Genomic DNA, 19220 nt, shown 5'->3' with positions numbered 1-19220 from the left:
ATTTAAACTCCATTAATTTTACGAACTTTACTAGCCATTTCATCCTTTGCAGCATAATACTGGGCTAGAACACTTAACAAACTTAATATGGGAATTTTTATCAATACCCGAAGCTTCTTTGGCAATTCATCTTCCTGAGATTCTATATATTTTGCATCTTGCCAAATATGATTTGGCCATGATCTCATGGCTATCCACAAATTAGGAACGAGTTGCAATCCAAATAGTTGAAATAACTTTCGATGACATACATATGTTCGCTTGAACTCATATGCAATAGATCTTTCATGAGAATGCACAACCACTGCTTTAGGTTCATAAACAATTTTTTTACCGGACTTTAGTATTCTTTCAGCCCAATCAATATCTTCCCCAAAGCTTATATTGCCAAACTTATGCTCTTTCCATACCGATTTTCGGATGGAAGAGCAGACATTATCAAAATTGCAGAAAAAGTATTTTTCAATCGGTTCCAACGATTCATACCATTCAAGACTTTTCATCTTACGAACTTCTGCAGTTGTTCGCCCAGTAAGCCAACAATTTAAGTTACGTTTAGTGAGTGAATCGGCATTCAGTTGAGGTAACTGGCGAGCATAAACTCCGGCAACCTCTGAATCGCCAAATGGTGCCAACATTGCATTTATCAATTCATTATCATATGGAACGGCATCCTGAACCAGAAGAATGACATGCTCGCTTGTGGCAAGCGATATTCCAAAATCGCGTGTCGCACCATGATTAAACTCCTCGGCTGAAATTTCAAATACTCTTGCGCCCGACGCACGGGCGATATCAACAGTATCATCCGTCGACCCAGAGTCGATGACAATTAATTCAACTTGCGACCAAAGTTTTTGAGTGGCTAATTTCTGAATGACACTCTTAAAAAGAGCGCCGCCATTTTTTGTGGGTATAACGATAGAGCAAAGTAAAGAATTACCATCAGAATGAATCATCTTGCTTTTCCTTCAAATTTTCCAGTAACTCTTGCTAATACAAGCCCAATCAATTGATTCCATAAAAAATAGATGCTGGATAATTCATGCAGACGCTCTGAAGTGATACGAAGGAGTTCACTAGCCTGTTGTGCGACTTGCGACTGAGCCTTTTTCAATTCATTTTCCTGATATGCAATGTGCGACTGAGCCTTTTTCAATTCATTTTCCTGATATGCAATGTGCGACTGGGCCTTTTCCATTTCATTTTGTAGCGCCGTTATTTGACGGGAAAACTCGGCAGCCTGTTCGCCATATTCTTGCAGTTCACTTTGTAGTTCGATTTTTTCAATAGCCTGATATTCAATATGGGACTGAGCCTTTTCCAATTTATTTTGTAACGAGGCAACCTGTCGGCTAAATTCTGCTGCCTGCGAGCGATAGTTATATAATTCAGAAGACAGCTTAACTGATGTCTGATAGACTAAAGACCGTGAAGCATTTATCACATTCTCCTTACTTGTGAATTCACGAATGTAATCAGTATCTTCAAAAGTTACGAATGAGCAAATATCTGGCAGACATGCATTCGAACAAATAGCTAAAAACGCTAATGGCTTAACCCCATTGTTACTTGAATCATGCCAATCATTAGCTATGTTTTTATATGATATAATAGCCTCTTGCTCTTCGAATGATATACCTAAGAGAACCTTTTGATTTATGACTTTAATGTATAAAAAATGCTCCGCAAGTATTTCAACAAACTCAAGCTCATTCATTTCTCTGAGATGATAAGGATTTTCACCATATAATTGCGTTACTTCAGGATTAGGTGTCGATATTATTAAAATACCGTCGCTTTGAAGCAATCTAGAAATGCTTTTGATTGTGGCAGTTTGCGTAATCTGATCTACATGCTCAATCATTTCAAAACAAGTTATCAGATCGAAGGAGCCTGATTTCAACCCCTCACCTAAATCGTCACACAAATGAAATTTCAAATTAGAATTATAATGCGTATTGCATGCCCATTTATTGGCATTAATATCTATATCTAAACCTATTACTTTTTCAGCCACTTCCGAAAGCATTGCGGCACCATATCCAGTACCACAACCAAAATCTAAAACGTTTTTCCCTTGTGCAAATAAACATGCAAACTTATAACGAGGAATGTGCTCGTATTGGGCCACTTTTGACCAAGTTCCTGGCACATATCGTTCACGCATAAACTCTGTAAAATTACTGCCAAGCGCTTGCGCTTCTAATCCAGCAAATGAAAGAAAATCATCATCATTTTTCGAGCCATCAATTGGATGACTACCTTTTACCAAAATATTAGTAAACTGTAGCCTTTCTAGCACAAACCGAAGTGAATTTGCAGTATAAAAAACCAAGTGTGAAGGCGGATGTCTATATTCCCATTGCACTGGATTGTCACAAGCTAACTTTGAGCCCGCATTGGGAGTGGTAATTATAACCCGAGTTTTTGGAACAATTGCTCCCATAGAAAATAGATCATAAAACAATTCGTATGGGGAACACACATGCTCGATAACATCAAACATCAGTATTAAATCAAACTCATGTGGAATTAGTTCAGAAAGCGAACTGACAATCATCGCGGCGCCTTCAAGCCGTGATGACGCCACTTGACGTGCATGTGTGCTTGGCTCAACTCCAAAGCATTTCCAACCAAAACGAGCAGCCAGAGCCAAGTGATTGCCATAGCCACAACCAATATCAAGCACAGACAAACCTGTTCGCCCTGCATATTCTTCTAGCAATGATCGGAAGGTAATAAGACTACCTTCAGTTTGGCTATCATAGTTATCGTAACCACCATGCTCCCCTCCTTCAAACCACTCAGGTCGGTTGTAATAAGCAGTTAGCTCTTCGGACGTTGGCGGGTTATCAACGAAATCAGTATTACAATTTTCGCAAGTAAGTATCTGAAAATTATCCACCAGACAAAGTTGAATGATAGAATCTCGATGCATACAGATGGGGCAAGCGTGAACTTTACGGTCATTCAAAGGCTTTGTGATCATTATTTACTTAGAAAAATATAATTCAGGCAAGAGAGCTTGAGGTTTTTATGCCAGGACTTTACCGGCCGCCCAATATTCTTCGATGTATTACTTGAAATATAGGACTTGGTCAGCAGCTATTTATCTCTCATGTATGAGGTTTGATTAATATCTCATGAATATGAAGAAATATTTCAATTACACAACCGTCCATGTACAGGGATGGATAAGCTTCCCCCATGAAGGTAGATTGGAACGCACTGAAAATCGAAGATAAGCGTCCGTCAATGCCAAGCATAAACTATAATCAGGCGAATAAGCACCTAAAGCCAGATAATAGTCGCCAGGCGCTAAGCATAAAGGTGACAAGTCAATTTCTCCACAAGACTCCTCACCAGTAGCTAAGGCGGGCCAAAGCATACCTTTATCGAGACTAGTTAGTCCAATTAACCAATCACCATCGGCACGATAAACACTAAGTCCAAACACTTGCATCGGCAAATCTTCTATTGCTTGCAGGCGGAACCGAATAGTAAAATTTCCTCCAGGGCAATAATTTCCGGCATTTTGACTAGCTGACAGACTGATTTCGGTAAAATAAGCTTTACCGGTTTTTTGCTGCTGAATCTGCGAAATAGCTGCCGGTGCCGCATTACCTAGAAGTTGGACATAATATTCTTGAGCAATCTGCACTGAATCACCCTGAGCAATGAGATGCCCTTTGTCTAGCCAAAAAACATGCGAACATATCATCTGCAAAGTACTCAGATCATGCGAGACAAAAAGGATCGTAACCCCTCTACTCGTCAAAAATTTGAGACGCTCTATACATTTATTTTGGAACGCGATATCACCTACCGACAGCGCCTCATCAACAATGAGAATTTCCGGCTCCCCATTGATAGCGACTGAAAACGCCAACCTGACCATCATGCCACTGGAATAGGTTTTTACGGGTTGCTCGATAAATTCGCCAATATCGGCAAAGGCAATAATGTCATCAAAGCGAGCATCGATTTCTTCTTTGCTCAATCCAAGCACAGCGGCATTCATATAAACGTTCTCCCGCCCAGTAAATTCCGGATTGAACCCGGAACCCAGTTCGAGTAACGCGGCTATGCGCCCTTGCGTTTGAATATTGCCGCTCGTCGGATTAAGCGTGCCGCAGATCATTTGTAGCAATGTTGATTTACCACTACCATTACGACCGATGATGCCAACCGTTTCCCCTTTCTTGATTTCAAAAGACACATCCTTCAGCGCCCAAAACTCGCGAAAGTATTGTCTAGGTTGTTGTCCGATTAATCGTTGCAGGCGCGGGTAGATCGATTGTTTTAACCGATCATGGGGTTGATTATATATCTGATAACACTTACTGAGATTTTCAACTTTAATGGCGATATCAGACATACTCAAATAGCGAATTATTAAACACAGTATTCAGTGATATAAATTTTGAGGATTGATGTTGGCATGTGTTGTTCAATGTGATTATTAATCATAATAAAGAGCAAACTGCAATATTATTCGAGCCCAGTCAGTTCTTAAAGCACGTCGGCAAACCCTTTCCTAGTTTTCTGAAACCAGGCAAAGCCAAGCCAGGCGACAAGCAAGGAAATAAAAAAATCCATGATAAACAATTGCCAGTCGGGCAAGGTGCCCCAAACCAGCAGGGCGCGTCCTTGTTCAATTACTGGTGTTAACGGATTGAGTAGTAACAAGGGTTGATAATCCAACGGTAATGCAGACACTGGATAAAAAATTGGCGAGAGGAACATTAGCGAGGTGGTTACCAAGCCGATGATTTGAGCAATGTCCCGCAGGTAAACACCCAAGGCGGCGAGAAACCAGGACAGACCCATGGTCAGTAGTAACAAAGGAGAAACCAAAATTGGGAATAATGCTGCTTCGGGATGCGGCACGCCAAACAGGATTGCATAAAAAATTAGCCAAACCAACAAGCTGATCATACCGTGAAACAAGGCCGAGCCCATGCTGACCCAGGGCAAGATTTCCAGCGGAAACACCACTTTTTTTACATAGTTCACATTAGCCAAGACCAAGCTTGGTGCCCGATTGAAGCATTCGGCAAATAAATTAAAAATCGTCAATCCGGCAAACAATATCAAGGCAAACTCGGTTTTTGAGTCACCACCGCCGCTCCAGCGGGCCTTGAAAACCACGCTAAAGACGAAGGTGTATATCAGCAGCATGAATACCGGGTTGAAAAACGACCACAAGATACCCAGCATCGAGCCGCGATAACGGCCTATGACTTCGCGCTTGATCAATACTTTGGTCAATTGGCGATTACGCCATAAACTGACCACCATTTCACGGGGGGATATGCTGAAATTTTGCATCAATCAAAAAATCTCGGCACCTATGAATGCTTGACCTTGCAGGTCTTTGCCAGACAGCGCTGGAGTAGCCGTAATCTGCCATTGGATTGCTAAATCTGCGTCATTCCAGGCTATGCACCGCTCATATTCGGGTGCATAGTAATCCGTGGTTTTATAGAGGAATTCAGCACTATCGGACAGCGTTAAAAATCCGTGCGCAAAACCTTCAGGTATCCACAGCTGCTGTTTGTTATCCGCCGATAGAATCTGACCGACCCATTGACCGAATGTCGGCGAGCTTTTGCGAATATCGACGGCGACATCAAACACTTCGCCCTGAACAACTCGAACCAGTTTACCTTGGCTTTTTGGAGGTAATTGGTAGTGCAACCCACGCAATACGCCTTTTTGAGATTTGGAGTGGTTATCCTGGACAAAATTAACGGTTAGGCCGGTCAATTCCTTAAATACTTTTTCATTGAAGCTTTCAAAGAAAAAACCGCGCTCGTCACCAAATACTTTTGGAGTAAATAAAATTATATCGGGTATTGCTAATCGCTTGGCTTCCATAAGTTTTTTGTTAAGAATATAAATTAAATCCCGGCAATGTTCTTAAAGTCATCGGTAAAGTCATTGCCGCTGGGCTGAATTGAAAGCGCTTGTCGACAATATTCCATAAAGCGCCCAGCAACCTGATAAAGAACAGGGGCTAGTTCATGTAACGTACTAAAATGTTCGGTAATTTCCGCGTAATCGATTTCGTAATCATGAGCCATCAAATTGCGTGCGGCCCGACACAAATGCCAAACTTCCACCGATTTTTTCATAGAAACTCAGTACCTTAAGAAAACGGTCGTTCGATTCTCCCAATAGCAAACTGGCATAGCGCATGGCTGCGGCAAGCGTATCCTGTAGCTTGGCAAACCTCTAATTGATTGCCGCCAGAGCTTCAAACAACGCCACGTTCTTTTTCTCCAATTGCAACGTGTCTGCAAGTAGCGGCCAATCAATTTTCCGGCTGGGGGCATTCAGAAAATACGCACAGCGCTGTATGGCCTCCAATAAATCAGCCAGACGTTGTTGCTCTGCTAACAGTGCGGCTTGGCTCATTGCCGAGCTTCCAATTTTACCGATTTGGCTTTAGCTATCACTTCAAATGGTTTGGCTTCGGCGTTTCTGGATTTGCAAACCAGATCGACGGGCAATCACAATGCGCGCTCCAACTGCATTTTTATTTGCGCACGCCGAAGCGAAGACGGCAACAAATTGGACTCCAAGAACAGATCTAATCGCCGCCTTTGGGCCTATCATCAAGCCTGGAACAGAACAAATAAACGTCTGTGTCCTCTCCGGCAATTTGCCAAATAGTTCGCAAGATCAAATATTTCTGCTGCTCGTTCAAACTCATGGCCTGGCATTTTATTTTCGAATATCAACCCGTTTGTTAAAACACCTGCTTATCGAGCAGTCCAAGCAGGTATTTTCCATAGCCGTTTTTTGCAAGTGGCTTCGCCAGTTCTTCGATTTTTTCATCGCCAATCCAACCATTGCGCCAAGCGATTTCCTCGGGGCAGGAGATTTTCAGGCCTTGCCGGGATTCTATGGTCTCGATGAAATTGCTGGCTTCAATAAGGCTGGCATGGGTACCGGTATCCAGCCAAGCGTAACCCCGTCCCATGATTTCGACGCTCAACTGCTGCTCGGCCAAATAGATTTTATTAACGTCGGTGATTTCCAATTCGCCGCGCGGCGACGGCTTTAATTCCGCGGCGATATCGACAACCCGATTGTCGTAGAAATACAGACCGGTAACGGCGTAATTACTTTGCGGCTTGATCGGCTTTTCTTCCAACGATGTGGCCTTGCCGGCGGCATCGAAGGCAACGACGCCATAGCGTTCCGGATCGTTGACGTGGTAGGCGAACACCGTGGCTCCGTTAGCCTGTTCCGTGGCGCCTCTGAGCTGAACGTGCAAATCGTGACCGTAAAAAATATTGTCGCCCAACACCAATGCACTCGGACTGGTCCCGATGAATTCTCGACCGATAATGAAGGCTTGCGCCAAGCCATCCGGACTGGGTTGCACCGCGTATTGCAGGTTGATACCCCAATCGCTGCCGTCGCCCAGCAATTGCCGAAACAGCGGCGTGTCCTGGGGCGTGGAAATCACCAGAATATCGCGTATGCCGGCCAACATCAGCGTACTGAGCGGGTAGTAAATCATCGGCTTATCGTAAATCGGCAACAACTGTTTCGAGACGGCCTTGGTGACCGGATACAGCCGCGTACCTGAGCCGCCGGCGAGAATAATGCCTTTGCGATTTGCCATGACTAATTTCCTAAAATTTCCGCCAACATCCGCTCCACACTCATTTGCCAGTCGGGCATTTGGAGATCGAACGTGGTTTGCAGTTTTTGGGTGTTCAAACGCGAGTTGAGCGGACGTTGGGCCGCCGTTGGATATTCGCTAGTCGCAATCGCCTTGACGTCGGCTTCGGCGGCTTTCAGGATTTCGCCGTGTTGGCGGGCAACGCTAAACACGTGTTCGGCATAGGCATGCCAACTAGTGGCACCAGCGCTGGCCAAATGATAAACCCCGGAGACATCGGGTTTGCAGACGGTAGCTCTTAGCGCATGGGCAGTCACGTCGGCGATCAATTCCGCGCCGGTCGGCGCGCCGATCTGGTCAGCTATCACCGCCAATTGCTCGCGTTCCCGCGCCAAACGCAACATGGTTTTCGCAAAATTGTTACCGCGCGCGGCGTACACCCAACTGGTCCGAAAAATCAGATGCTTGGCGCCGGACGCTTGAATCGCCTGTTCGCCGGCGAGTTTAGTCCGGCCGTAGACACTAAGCGGATTAACGCCATCGTCCTCTAGCCAAGGACGTTCGCCGCTGCCGTCGAAGACGTAATCGGTCGAGTAGTGCACTAGCCAAGCGCCGCATAAACGGGCCTGTTCGGCGATGACTTGCGGGGCTGCCGCGTTAATCGACTGGGCCGTTTCGGCGTCGCTCTCGGCTTTATCGACGGCGGTATAGGCAGCGGCGTTGACGATCGCGTCCGGAGCGAGCCGGCGAATCGTGTCGGCGATGCCCGCCGCATCGGCCAAATCGCCGCAGTAGTCGCGGCTGTGTCTGTCCAAGGCCACCAGCTCGCCAAGCGGTGCCAGGCTACGCTGTAGTTCCCAGCCGACTTGGCCGTTTTTGCCAAACAGCAGAATCTTCATAGTATTAGGCTTTGCGCTCCGCGTAGTTTTTGTCGAGCCAGGATTGGTATTCGCCGGACATCACGTTTTGCACCCAATCCTGATTCGCCAAATACCATTCCACCGTCTTGCGGATGCCGGTTTCGAAAGATTCGGCCGGCTTCCAGCCCAGTTCGCGTTCCAGCTTGCCGGCGTCGATCGCGTAGCGGCGGTCGTGACCGGGGCGATCGGTGACGTAGGTAATTTGCTCGGCATAGGACTTGCCATCGGCTCGCGCCTGCAGTTCGTCGAGTATCGCGCACAGCACGTTGACGACGTCGAGATTGGCCTTTTCGTTCCAACCACCCACGTTATACACCTCGCCAACCTTGCCGGCTTCCAGCACTCGGCGAATCGCGCTGCAATGATCCTTGACGTACAACCAATCGCGAATTTGCTGGCCGTCGCCATAGATCGGCAAAGGCTTGCCGGCCAACGCATTCTGGATGCACAGCGGAATCAGCTTTTCCGGAAAATGGTAGGGGCCGTAATTGTTGGAACAATTGGTGGTCAACACCGGTAGGCCATAGGTATGGTGATAAGCGCGCACTAAATGGTCGCTGGCGGCCTTGCTGGCCGAATAGGGACTGTTAGGTTGATACTGGTTGGTCTCGGCAAACGGCGGATCGATTTTTTCCAACGATCCGTAGACTTCGTCGGTGGACACGTGCAGCAAACGAAACCCGCTTTTGCCGGCTTCATCCAGCCCGCCCCAGTAAGCCCTGATTGCTTCGAGCAGGCGGAAACTGCCGAGCACGTTGGTTTGAATGAAATCTTCCGGACCGTGTATCGAACGATCGACGTGCGATTCGGCGGCGAAATTGACGACGGCCCGGATTTGATACTGCTTCAACAAATCCAACACCAAGCCATAATCGCCGATGTCGCCCCTGACGAAGACGTGCCGGCCGTCGCCTTGCAACGTCGCCAAATTTTCCGGGTTACCGGCATAGGTCAGCTTGTCCAGATTCACGACGGCTTCGTCGTGTTGCGCCAACCAATCCAAAACGAAATTGCTACCGATAAATCCGGCGCCGCCGGTCACTAATAAAGTCATGAGTTGCAAATCAGCAAGTTATTAAAGACGTCAACCTATCCGAACCCGCCGGCTCCCCAAGCTACAACAAACTGACCAACCAAACCGGAAAGTTCGCTTTGCATTGCCTGCCGCCATGCAAAATCCACCGACGCTCCTAACGAGGATACAATATTGTTCGCTTTGCTACATCCCTACATCAGTAGGGTGTCCTTAACGGATAAGAAAACTGTTTTGTCGGTATTGTACCTTAGAACTACTGTTAGCTGTCCAGCTGCTGACAATTTCCGGACTAAGGCAAAAACAAACAAAACCGCGCTCCGCCCAGCCGACTGCGGTTATCGACGCGGACATAGCCACTCTGCTCGCCGTTTTTATGTAAAGCGGCAATCACCGACACAAAAAACAAACCCAGACCGGTATTGCCGCCGATCCAATCCAAATCAACGCTGCTGCTCAGATCGGCGTCGAGTATCTCGGATGGATACCCCTTGCCGTCATCCTCGATCGCCAACCGCAAATAGCCATCCTGCTCGACGGCGCTGACCAATATCTTCTCCCGCGTATAACGTAGCGCGTTGTTCAAAATCGTCGCCAACGCATTGGTTATCTGTGGGTAATCGCAAAAACACAGCAGATCGTCCGGACATTCGATAACCACCTCGACATGGTTCAAGCGCGACAAACGGCTTTGTTGGTCTCTGGCCTCATTCAGAATATCGATGACTGGATAGGCGTCGATCATCAGGCAAAACTTATCGGCATCGATTTTATACAGTACCAACAACTGCATCAGCGTGTGATTGATATGGGTCGCCTCGAACTCCAACTGGTTGATGTCCTCGGCCCGATCCTGATACTTCACGGCCAATTGCCGGGTCAGTTCCAACAAAATGCCCAACGAATTCTTAATATCGTGGACGGTGGACGCCAGCACCGCCGGAAACATCCCGGCCTGATCCGCCCGCGCCGTCATCGATTAGATCCGTTCCGAATGGGCGTGCAGCAACTTGGCGTACTCGATCTGCAAAATGCCCAATTTATGCGGGTCCACTCCGACCTGTTTGGCTTTCTTGAATAAGGCCTTGGTGCGGCGATTTTTCTCCTCGTCGAAATCGTTGGCTTTCAGATCGTGGATCATGATTTTCAGCATATTCAAGATGATGGTTTTATTGTCCGGCAAGTTGACGATGGCCTGCTCGAACAAATCCAGGGCCTCCTTGAACTTGCCCTGCTTGTACAAGGCCACACCGCGGTTATTGGCGGCAATCAACGCCTGTTTGGTTTTTTGAATCAGGATTTCCGAATGATTGTGCAGGCCAATGTCGCTCTGCATCTTACGGACGGCGTTGAGAAACGCGTCGTCGTCGATGTGGTATTTGATCAAATCGTACAAAATTTCCTCGGCCTTGCCGTGCTGGTCGTTCTGGAAACAGGCCTTGACCACCTCCAACTGCAATTCCCTGGGCGCCTTGTTACCAAGCAAGCCCGCCAGCTGGACGGTGCGTTGCAATGCCTTGTCCGCCGCCTCCTCGTTACCCAGTGCCTTGAACACCTCGATTTCCAGCGCGCTAGCCCGCAAATCGGCCTCGGGCTGGTTTGCGTATTCCTTACGCATTTCTTCCAGGACTTGCAGGGCCTGAGTACCGGCATTGCTTCGCGCATAAAGCCTTGCCAACCCGGCATAATCGGCGCTGGAACGATGCACCGAATGCTTCCCCAATTTAACAACGTTTTTATAGGCTTTTTCGGCGGTTTCCAGATTGCCGTTTTTGTCGGCGGTTTCGGCCAATTTTTTCTGCCGCAGTATCGATTGCGGCGACAACTCCAAGGCTTGATGCATCACGTTCTCGACGTCGCCGTACTGGTCCAGCGCCTCGTAGGCCTTGCCCAACCAATCGTAACATTCCATCAGCATCGGATTTTCGGCCATCAAGCTACGGAATCCGGCAATCGCCTGTTCGATGTTATTGTTCTGAAAATCGATGACGCCCAAGCCTATCCTGGCCCAGGACAGCTCGCGCTGGTGTAGCACTTCCTGATAAATCGCCCTGGCCTTGTCGAAATCGCCGACGGAAATCGCCAATTCGGCGCGCAATTTCAGCAAATTCAGATGCATCTTCTTATCGTTCTGGGCCAGCAAGTGGTCGCACTGCTGTATCGCCAGCGGCAGATTGCCCTTGTCGATGGCTCGCTCGACCGGCGCCAAAAAATCCTTGCGGGCGAAATTGCGGCTTAGCCGGCTGATCAATTGCTGCGCGTTGAACGGCTTGGTTAGGTATTCGTCGGGCTTGCCTTCCATCGCCCCCAAGACCGCGGCGGTGGATTGTTCGGCGCTGATCATCACGAACACGCAGCGATAGTCGATCAAGCGGCGGAAGCGCGCCTCCTCCAACACCTGCTGGCCGTTCTTGCCGGGTCCCAGGTTGTAATCGCACAAGACGACGTCAAAACGGGTTTTAGTCATTGCCACGATCGCAGCCTGACCGCTGTCGGCCTCGCTGACCTGATCGGCATCCAGCGCGTACAACATCTCCCTGATCGCCTTACGCATCACCGGATTGTCGTCGACGAGCAAGGTCGCCTTACCTAATAAACTGAATTTCATTGCCGGTTAAACATCAACAAACGGTTCAATCGCACGCTCCGTCAAACTTTATCGTTAGGGTCTTGAAAAAATTCGTCGGCATCCCCAAGTCGCCCCAGTCCGTTTCACAACCTAATTGAGTATAGACATGAGCACTGTTGAAGCCAATAAACAAACCCTGGGTTTCCAAACCGAAGTCAAACACCTGCTGCATTTGATGATTCACTCCTTGTACAGCAACAAGGAAATCTTTTTGCGCGAGCTGATCTCCAACGGCTCCGACGCCGCCGACAAATTACGCTTCGAGGCGCTGGGCAACGACGGCCTGTACGAAGGCGACGCCGAATTGAAAATCCGCGTCGATTTCGACGAAAAAGCCAAGACCATCACCGTCACCGATAACGGCATCGGCATGACCCGCGAGGAAGTCCAAGACCATATCGGCACGATCGCCAAGTCCGGCACCAAGGCCTTCTTCGAAAAACTCACCGGCGACCAAGCCAAGGACAGCGAACTGATCGGCCAATTCGGCGTCGGCTTTTATTCCTCGTTCATCGTCGCCGACAAAGTCACGCTGACCACCCGCAAGGCCGGCGCGCCGCACGACCAAGGCGTGCGCTGGGAATCCGACGGCCTGGGCGAATACACCATCGCCTCGGTCGAAAAAGCCGATCGCGGCACCGAAATCGTGCTGCACCTGAAAGACGGCGAAGACGAATTCTTGAGCGAATGGAAACTGCGCTCCATCATCAAAAAATACTCGGATCACATCAACCTGCCCATCATCATGAGCAAGGAAGTCCCGGCCGAGAAAGACGACGACGGCAACGAAACCGCGCCGGCCCGTGTCGAGGACGACACCGTCAACAGCGCATCGGCCTTGTGGACCAAGTCCAAGGACGACATCAGCGAAGAACAATACAACGAATTCTATAAACACGTCGCCCACGATTTCCAAGACCCGCTGGTCCACGTCCACAGCAAGGTCGAAGGCACCAACGAATACAGCCTACTGTTGTTCGTGCCAGGCCGCGCGCCTTTCGACTTGTGGGACCGCGACGCCAAGCACGGCGTCAAACTGTACATCAAGAAAGTCTTCATCACCGACGACCCGGAACAACTGATGCCGCGCTATCTGCGCTTCGTTCGCGGCGTGATCGACGCCGACAGCCTGCCGCTGAACGTGTCGCGGGAAATCCTGCAACAAAGCAAGCAAATCAGCAATATCAAAGCCGGCGCTGTGAAAAAAGTATTGGGTCTGCTGGAAGACCTGGCCGAAAACGACGCCGAAAAATACCGAAACTTCTGGGAAATGTTCGGCAACGTCATCAAGGAAGGCCCGATCGAAGACCACAAAAACAAGGACCGCGTCGCCGGTCTGCTGCGCTTCTCGTCCACCCACACCAACGACAAAACCCAAAACGTGTCGCTGGCCGACTACGTCAGCCGGATGAAGGAAGGCCAGGAAAAAATCTACTACATCACCGCCGACAGCTTCGCCGCCGCCAAAAGCAGCCCGCATCTGGAAGTATTCCGCAAGAAAGGCATCGAAGTCTTATTGCTGACCGACCGCATCGACGAATGGCTGGTATCCAGCCTGACCGAATTCGACGGCAAGCATATGCAATCGATTGCCAAGGGTGAGCTGGACCTGGACAAATTCGACAGCGAAGAAGAGAAAAAACACCAGGAAGAAGTCAGCAAGGACTTCGAAGCGGTGGTCAAGCAAATCCAGGAAGTGCTGGACGACAAAGTCAGCGAAGTCAAGATCAGCCACCGCCTGACCGACTCCCCGGCCTGCCTGGTCACCGGCGCCTACGACATGAGTTTGCACATGGAGCGGATCATGAAGGAAGCCGGCCAATCCGGCGGGATGTTCGGCATGGGCGGCAACAGCAAACCGATCTTCGAAATCAACCCGGACCACGCCATCGTCCAGACCTTGAAAAACGAGCAGGACGACGCCCGCTTTGCCGACATCAGCCATATTTTGTTCGACCAAGCCATCCTCAGCGAAGGCGGCCAATTGGACGACCCGGCGGCGTTTGTGCATAAGTTGAATGGCTTGTTGCAAAACCTATTGAAGTAGGTTGGGTTTACCCGGAGGGCATAAAAGGCGCCAGCCGTAACCCAACACGTTGGCTTTCGATAGGGTTTGTTGTTCAAACCAACCATCAGTTGAAAAGGCCGGGAAACCGGCCTTTTTTGTGGTTACTGTGTTAGAGTTTCATAGCATATTCGTTAGCTTGGGGCGACATACAGAATCATTAAATTAATTCTTTCTATTTTTAACGGAATATATGAATGAAAAAGTTTTCTCCTAATGCCATTCAGGCGCTCAAAGAAGCTTTAACTCACATTTATTGGAGAAAGAAAGATCTTAGAAGTTTTGTTTATCATACTTTAGATAACAAAGCTATTGTTACCACAATCGACTGGGATAATAATTATAAACACGAAAGTGTATCGCATATAGTCGATCGCATGGCTTCACGATTGGACATATATAACGATGATCTGCTTCGTTTGTTCGATGCTGTAATGCATATGAATGACTTTTCCCATTTAAAGCAATGGGATGACTCAGATTCAAAGATAAAGAAAGCCGCTGATTCCGTAAATGCGCTAAGAACACATGCTGAGGGGTATTTCACTTTAAAGGAAGAAAGAGAACGCGCAGAGCAACGAAAAACCGCTTATACCGCTATGGTTTCGGAAAAGCTGAATAGCCAACAAAAAATAGCCGAGCTTAGAAATGACTTTTTTTCATTATCAGTTGAAAGTAATCCACAAAAGCGTGGCTATATGTTTGAAAAATTCTTAAATGAGCTCTTTCTCGCCTTTGATTTAGACCCAAAGAAATCATTTAAAATTGTTGGCGAACAAGTTGATGGAGCATTTACATTTGATAACCAAGACTATCTATTGGAAGCCAAGTGGCAAAAAGAACCAATACAAGCAGGTGATTTATTTGATTTTGGCGGAAAAATAGATGGAAAGTTTAAAGCAGCCTTGGGATTGTTCATTTCTATTAATGGATTTTCACCGGATAGCACCAAAGTTAGCTCACCTATAATTAAATCCATGATTCTTATGGATGGATCAGATTTAATGGCAATATTAGAAAATAGAACAAGCTTAAAAGATATGCTTTTTCGAAAACGACGCCATGCAACTGAAAAGGGAGAAATATACTTTCCGTTTCAAATGTTTTAATAGCGAGTAGCCTCAATGCAATCGAGGATTCGAAGGCCAACTCCCTATAATTTGCCGACATGTCCGCGATGATCTGATGGCGGATTTCCCCAATTTCGGGCGTGGGCTTGATAACCGGAGGTCGTCACCCTCGATTCCGCTGACGCTCCATCGAGGCCACACTGGGCTGATCTCATATCGATTCGGGAATGGTCATGGTGGCGTATCGGCGCAATTCAGCCCGGTTATTTCCGCCTGGTGCCGAACGCCGCCATAATGAACCATGACTAACGTACCCGCGCGCCCTACCCGCCTTGGCATCATCTCCGACACCCACGGCCTGCTGCGACCGCAAGCGCTGGCCGCGCTGCGCGGCTGCGAGCGAATTTTGCATGCCGGTGATGTCGGCAAGCCGGAAGTATTGCATACGCTGAACGAGTTGGCACCGGTGACGGCGGTACGCGGCAATAACGATAAAGGCGTCTGGGCCGACGAGTTACCGATATGCGCGCGCGTCGAGCTGGGACAAGTCGGGATCTACCTGATTCACGATCTGGCCGAACTTGACGTCGATCCGGCGGCAGCTGGAATTCGCGTCGTCATATCCGGCCATTCGCACCAGCCGTCGATTTCGGAACGGAACGGCGTGTGGTATGTAAACCCCGGCAGCGCCGGTCCGCACCGATTTAAATTGCCGGTCACCGTCGCCGAATTGATCGTCGACGCCCCAACCGTAAAGGCCGAAATCATCGCACTGCGGATTTGAAGCACTTTGTTTTAAGCACTGCCGCATAAGCGACAACACGCTGCCACGCCACATTTCCCGCAAGCTAACCTATTCATCTCGACTAACCGCGATAAAACCAACGACCATGAGTTTTGACTTCAACGCTTACCTTAACCGCATCGGCATCGCTAAACCGGAAACCACCCTCGCCGGCCTGAGCGAACTACAACAGGCGCAGCTCAGTGCGATTCCGTTCGAAAACATCAATCCGCTGTTGGGTCTACTCCCGGATTTAGAAACCGTTGCATTGATGGACAAAATTATCGCCAAACGGCGCGGCGGTTATTGCTTCGAATTGAACAGTCTGTTCGGGCACGCGCTGGATGAACTGAGATTCGCCTATCGCCCCATCCTGGCGCGGGTGCGGATGGGTCGTAGCGAAGGCGGACCGCGTCTACATCTGGCGTTTATCGTCGAAGCCGAAGGCGAACCCTGGTTGGTGGATGTCGGCTTCGGCGGTCCCAGCCACTATCGGCCGCTGCGGTTGAACACCGAACAGGAACAAATACAGGACCATAACCGCTTCCGCTTGCGCCGGGAAGCGGATTCCGGAGAAACCGTGCTGGAGCGGCTACAAGACGACGGCTGGTTTGCGTTGTACAGTTTCGATCTGTCCAGAGTCCAACGTTGCGACCTGGAAGCGGCCAATCTGGTATGTACGACTTGGGACCAATCGCTACTGTCGCAAAATCTGTTGGTTTGCCGCAATACCTGCGCAGGTTGGGTGCAGTTGTTCAATACCCGGTTTTCCCAATTCATCGGCGGCGAGCAAATCAGTACTGCGGTGGAAGGCGCCTCGCACTTACAAGCCTTGCTAAACGAGCAATTCGACATCGAAATCGACGATGACCAATTGGTCCTTCTCGCCAACCGCTTAGCGTTGGCAGGCCACTAACCGCCTCGTAGCGATAATTAGCCGACGTGACGATATTCAACTCGAACCGAAAAACAAAAAGCCCCGTCGAGTGTCCTCGACGGGGCCTGGACCGAGACGAATCGTTTATTGAATAACCGGTACGGTGGTCGTGGTGGAGCGGTAGTTGGCGACCAATGGCGCGGTGTAATTCGTCGTTCTGGTTTGGTCGGACGAATTGGTATCGCCTTCCGCGAAACCGCAAGCGCTGCCGGCGCATTGCGTGCTCAAATTTGGCGTCGCGAACAACATCACGGACGGACCGTAGTAGCTCATCACGGTACCGAATTTGCCGCTGATACCCCATGCATAGGAATATGAAAATTTACCTTGGAAACTGCTGTACGTACGATCGTGGACATTGCCTAAGGTATGGCCGATTTCATGAGTGAAGGTATTGGCTCCGCAATAGTAATTGGTCATCGAGTCTTTGGAGTAGCCGTCGCCAATGGTTCCGAAACCGAATTTGGCGTTCGCCGCGCCGCCGTTGGCAAAGCCGACGTAGGTGGTGCCGCAGCTGCCGGCGGTTTTCGCGTAGAGCGGTCTAAATAGCATCACCAAATCGGCGCCGTACTTGTTACGGAGCGCGGCAGTGCCGGCAAACGCGCCTTTGTCGTACGCCAAATCGGACAGGGCTTGCGAGTTGGAATTACTCTCCACATAGGTGGTTGGTCTCGCGTGTACCAATCTCAAGCTCATATTAATTCCCGAATCTTTGTAAGATTGGTTGGATACGTCGACCAAATAGGCAATCCGTTGTTTCGCGTACGTTGCGGTTTGGTTGACGGTGGTGTAAAGCACCATCAAATCGACCACCGCATTGCTGGAACTTGTCGTGGTACTGACCGTAGCGTTAGCCGTCGTTTGCACGCTAGCCGCCGCATACGTGGCTTCGGCGGTTTTCGCCTTGGTTTCCGCCGCTACCGCGAGCGCATATTTTTTATCGTAAGACGACTTCAATTGTGTCGCATTGGATTGAGCCGTTTTATTGGTCGAATTAGCTTGACTCAATTGAGCGGTCAAGTTGTTGACATTAGCTTGCGCCGAATTCACCGCCGCTTTTAAAGCCGAATTTTTTTTGTCCTTGTTCAACGCGGTTTTCGCATTTGCCAAAGCGGTTTTGGCGGCATTTAATGCGTTGCTTAGCGAAGCGACGGTTTGCGCTCCGGCGTCGGCTTGAGACTTTGCAACCAGATATTGTTGATACAACGCGTTGGCTTCGGCGGTTAAGGCATTCGCCGTTGCCCTGGCAGTTTCGGCCGCAGTCCTCAGTGCGTCCAAATTGCTGGAGTTTCCAACAGCATCGTTCATCGTCACCGATTCGTCGGCCATGGCTTCCTGTTGATCGCCCTCGAAACCGGCGGTTTGCAAGCCGGATTTATCCAAATCAACCACGACCGTTTTACCGTCGACCGTTTCGATATTGTAGGCGCCATCCGGTGTGAAAACATTGCCGATTACACCGGCATCGCCTTGGGAGAGATAAACGCGATAACCTTTACCTTCGTCGTCCAAATAACCTATCCAGGTTGAACTGCCATCCGCATGCTCTACGGCATTATCGTGAACTACGTTGTATTGGCCTATCGGTAAATCCAGCGTAAAGGTTTTTCCGATCGGTACCTCAGCTAATTGATCCATCGGCAAATTAACATTCATGACCGAGCCTGGTTTAAAATTTTTATATCGCTCCGGAAGATTATTCGCATAATCCGGTGCGACTACGATCATTTCGGCACCCAGTGAATTGTCCGCGGATTTATTTAAACCACTACCGTTGCGTCCGGTAATGACTACGGTTTTAATAATTCCACTTTCGGCGATTATGCTGTGATTATAGCCGGCGAGTAATTGATGCAATCCCATATTCCAATCGTCGCCAACAATTTTATGCGTAATGGCGTCATTCTCGAGATCGGCATTGATTTTAAAGGTTATACCGGTACGGTTGGCCAATTGATCGGCGGCGTCCCGTAAGGTTTTGTTTTGAATAACGTGATAAACGTTGTGGGGCAATTCTTTAATCAATGGCGCTTGGCTGGCCATTGCATTGGCGGACACCACGGCCAAAATCGCGGTCGCAAGTGTTCTTATCTTTTTATATTCTGTCGCTTTCATTTCGGTCACCTTTTAAATTATCATC

General features: G+C 48.9%; 17 protein-coding genes. 4 read left to right on the top strand and 13 right to left on the bottom strand.

The window, feature by feature from the left end:
* Positions 1-2 precede the first annotated feature (2 nt).
* From ACQE3D_RS08445 to ACQE3D_RS08390, 12 genes are all read right to left on the bottom strand, one after another.
* Entirely contained in the window at positions 3-959 is a 957-nt protein-coding gene (locus ACQE3D_RS08445; protein ID WP_071159769.1) for a glycosyltransferase family 2 protein, read from the bottom strand.
* Positions 956-2992 (bottom strand): methyltransferase domain-containing protein, encoded by a 2037-nt coding sequence (locus ACQE3D_RS08440; RefSeq protein ID WP_427551608.1) that lies wholly within the window; start codon positions 2990-2992, stop codon positions 956-958. Before ACQE3D_RS08440 ends, ACQE3D_RS08445 begins: the two co-directional genes overlap by 4 nt.
* A 177-nt stretch (positions 2993-3169) precedes the next feature.
* Entirely contained in the window at positions 3170-4381 is a 1212-nt protein-coding gene (locus ACQE3D_RS08435) for an ABC transporter ATP-binding protein (protein WP_071159773.1), read from the bottom strand.
* 134 nt (positions 4382-4515) lie between these two features.
* Positions 4516-5334: an ABC transporter permease gene (locus tag ACQE3D_RS08430; protein ID WP_071159775.1), complete on the bottom strand. Its 819-nt coding sequence runs from the start codon at positions 5332-5334 to the stop codon at positions 4516-4518.
* 3 nt (positions 5335-5337) lie between these two features.
* Positions 5338-5883 (bottom strand): dTDP-4-dehydrorhamnose 3,5-epimerase, encoded by a 546-nt coding sequence (gene rfbC, locus ACQE3D_RS08425; RefSeq protein ID WP_071159776.1) that lies wholly within the window; start codon positions 5881-5883, stop codon positions 5338-5340.
* A 23-nt stretch (positions 5884-5906) separates the two neighbouring features.
* Positions 5907-6140 carry a hypothetical protein gene (locus ACQE3D_RS08420; RefSeq protein WP_217631703.1) on the bottom strand — a complete coding sequence of 78 codons (234 nt, stop codon included), beginning with the start codon at positions 6138-6140 and terminating at the stop codon, positions 5907-5909.
* A gap of 100 nt (positions 6141-6240) precedes the next feature.
* A complete protein-coding gene (locus ACQE3D_RS08415; protein ID WP_217631704.1) occupies positions 6241-6423 on the bottom strand; it encodes a hypothetical protein in 183 nt (60 codons plus the stop codon).
* Positions 6424-6757: 334 nt separating this feature from the next.
* Complete coding sequence (gene rfbA, locus ACQE3D_RS08410) at positions 6758-7642, bottom strand: glucose-1-phosphate thymidylyltransferase RfbA (protein ID WP_071159778.1); 885 nt, start codon at positions 7640-7642, stop codon at positions 6758-6760.
* Between the two features lie 2 nt (positions 7643-7644).
* Entirely contained in the window at positions 7645-8541 is an 897-nt protein-coding gene (gene rfbD / locus ACQE3D_RS08405; protein WP_427551605.1) for a dTDP-4-dehydrorhamnose reductase, read from the bottom strand.
* 4 nt (positions 8542-8545) lie between these two features.
* On the bottom strand, positions 8546-9616 hold the full coding sequence (rfbB, locus tag ACQE3D_RS08400) for a dTDP-glucose 4,6-dehydratase (protein ID WP_427551604.1): 1071 nt from the start codon (positions 9614-9616) through the stop codon (positions 8546-8548).
* Between the two features lie 271 nt (positions 9617-9887).
* Positions 9888-10571, bottom strand: coding sequence for a sensor histidine kinase (locus ACQE3D_RS08395; protein ID WP_427551602.1), 684 nt, complete (start codon positions 10569-10571; stop codon positions 9888-9890).
* A 3-nt stretch (positions 10572-10574) separates the two neighbouring features.
* Positions 10575-12203 carry a tetratricopeptide repeat-containing response regulator gene (locus ACQE3D_RS08390; RefSeq protein ID WP_071159784.1) on the bottom strand — a complete coding sequence of 543 codons (1629 nt, stop codon included), beginning with the start codon at positions 12201-12203 and terminating at the stop codon, positions 10575-10577.
* A 127-nt stretch (positions 12204-12330) separates the two neighbouring features.
* Here ACQE3D_RS08390 and htpG point away from each other — a divergent pair, with 127 nt between their 5' ends.
* From htpG to ACQE3D_RS08370, 4 genes are all read left to right on the top strand, one after another.
* Positions 12331-14271 (top strand): molecular chaperone HtpG, encoded by a 1941-nt coding sequence (gene htpG, locus ACQE3D_RS08385; RefSeq protein ID WP_427551600.1) that lies wholly within the window; start codon positions 12331-12333, stop codon positions 14269-14271.
* 215 nt (positions 14272-14486) lie between these two features.
* The gene (locus tag ACQE3D_RS08380) at positions 14487-15398 is read left to right on the top strand and encodes a restriction endonuclease (RefSeq protein WP_313728355.1); all 912 of its coding nucleotides are present in this window, start codon (positions 14487-14489) and stop codon (positions 15396-15398) included.
* Between the two features lie 262 nt (positions 15399-15660).
* Positions 15661-16143, top strand: coding sequence for a metallophosphoesterase family protein (locus ACQE3D_RS08375; protein WP_426994193.1), 483 nt, complete (start codon positions 15661-15663; stop codon positions 16141-16143).
* Between the two features lie 106 nt (positions 16144-16249).
* Positions 16250-17059: an arylamine N-acetyltransferase family protein gene (locus ACQE3D_RS08370; RefSeq protein WP_427551597.1), complete on the top strand. Its 810-nt coding sequence runs from the start codon at positions 16250-16252 to the stop codon at positions 17057-17059.
* A 105-nt stretch (positions 17060-17164) separates the two neighbouring features.
* On the opposite strand, the gene ACQE3D_RS08365 is transcribed toward ACQE3D_RS08370, so the two are convergent.
* On the bottom strand, positions 17165-19195 hold the full coding sequence (locus ACQE3D_RS08365) for a reprolysin-like metallopeptidase (RefSeq protein ID WP_427551596.1): 2031 nt from the start codon (positions 19193-19195) through the stop codon (positions 17165-17167).
* Between the last annotated feature and the right edge of the window lie 25 nt (positions 19196-19220).

The sequence above is a fragment of the Methylomonas sp. MS20 genome, assembly GCF_050275925.1.
Classification (GTDB): Bacteria; Pseudomonadota; Gammaproteobacteria; order Methylococcales; family Methylomonadaceae; genus Methylomonas; species Methylomonas koyamae_A.
Note: the sequence above shows the minus strand (reverse complement) of the source record. Positions and strands in the feature narration are given on the sequence as shown.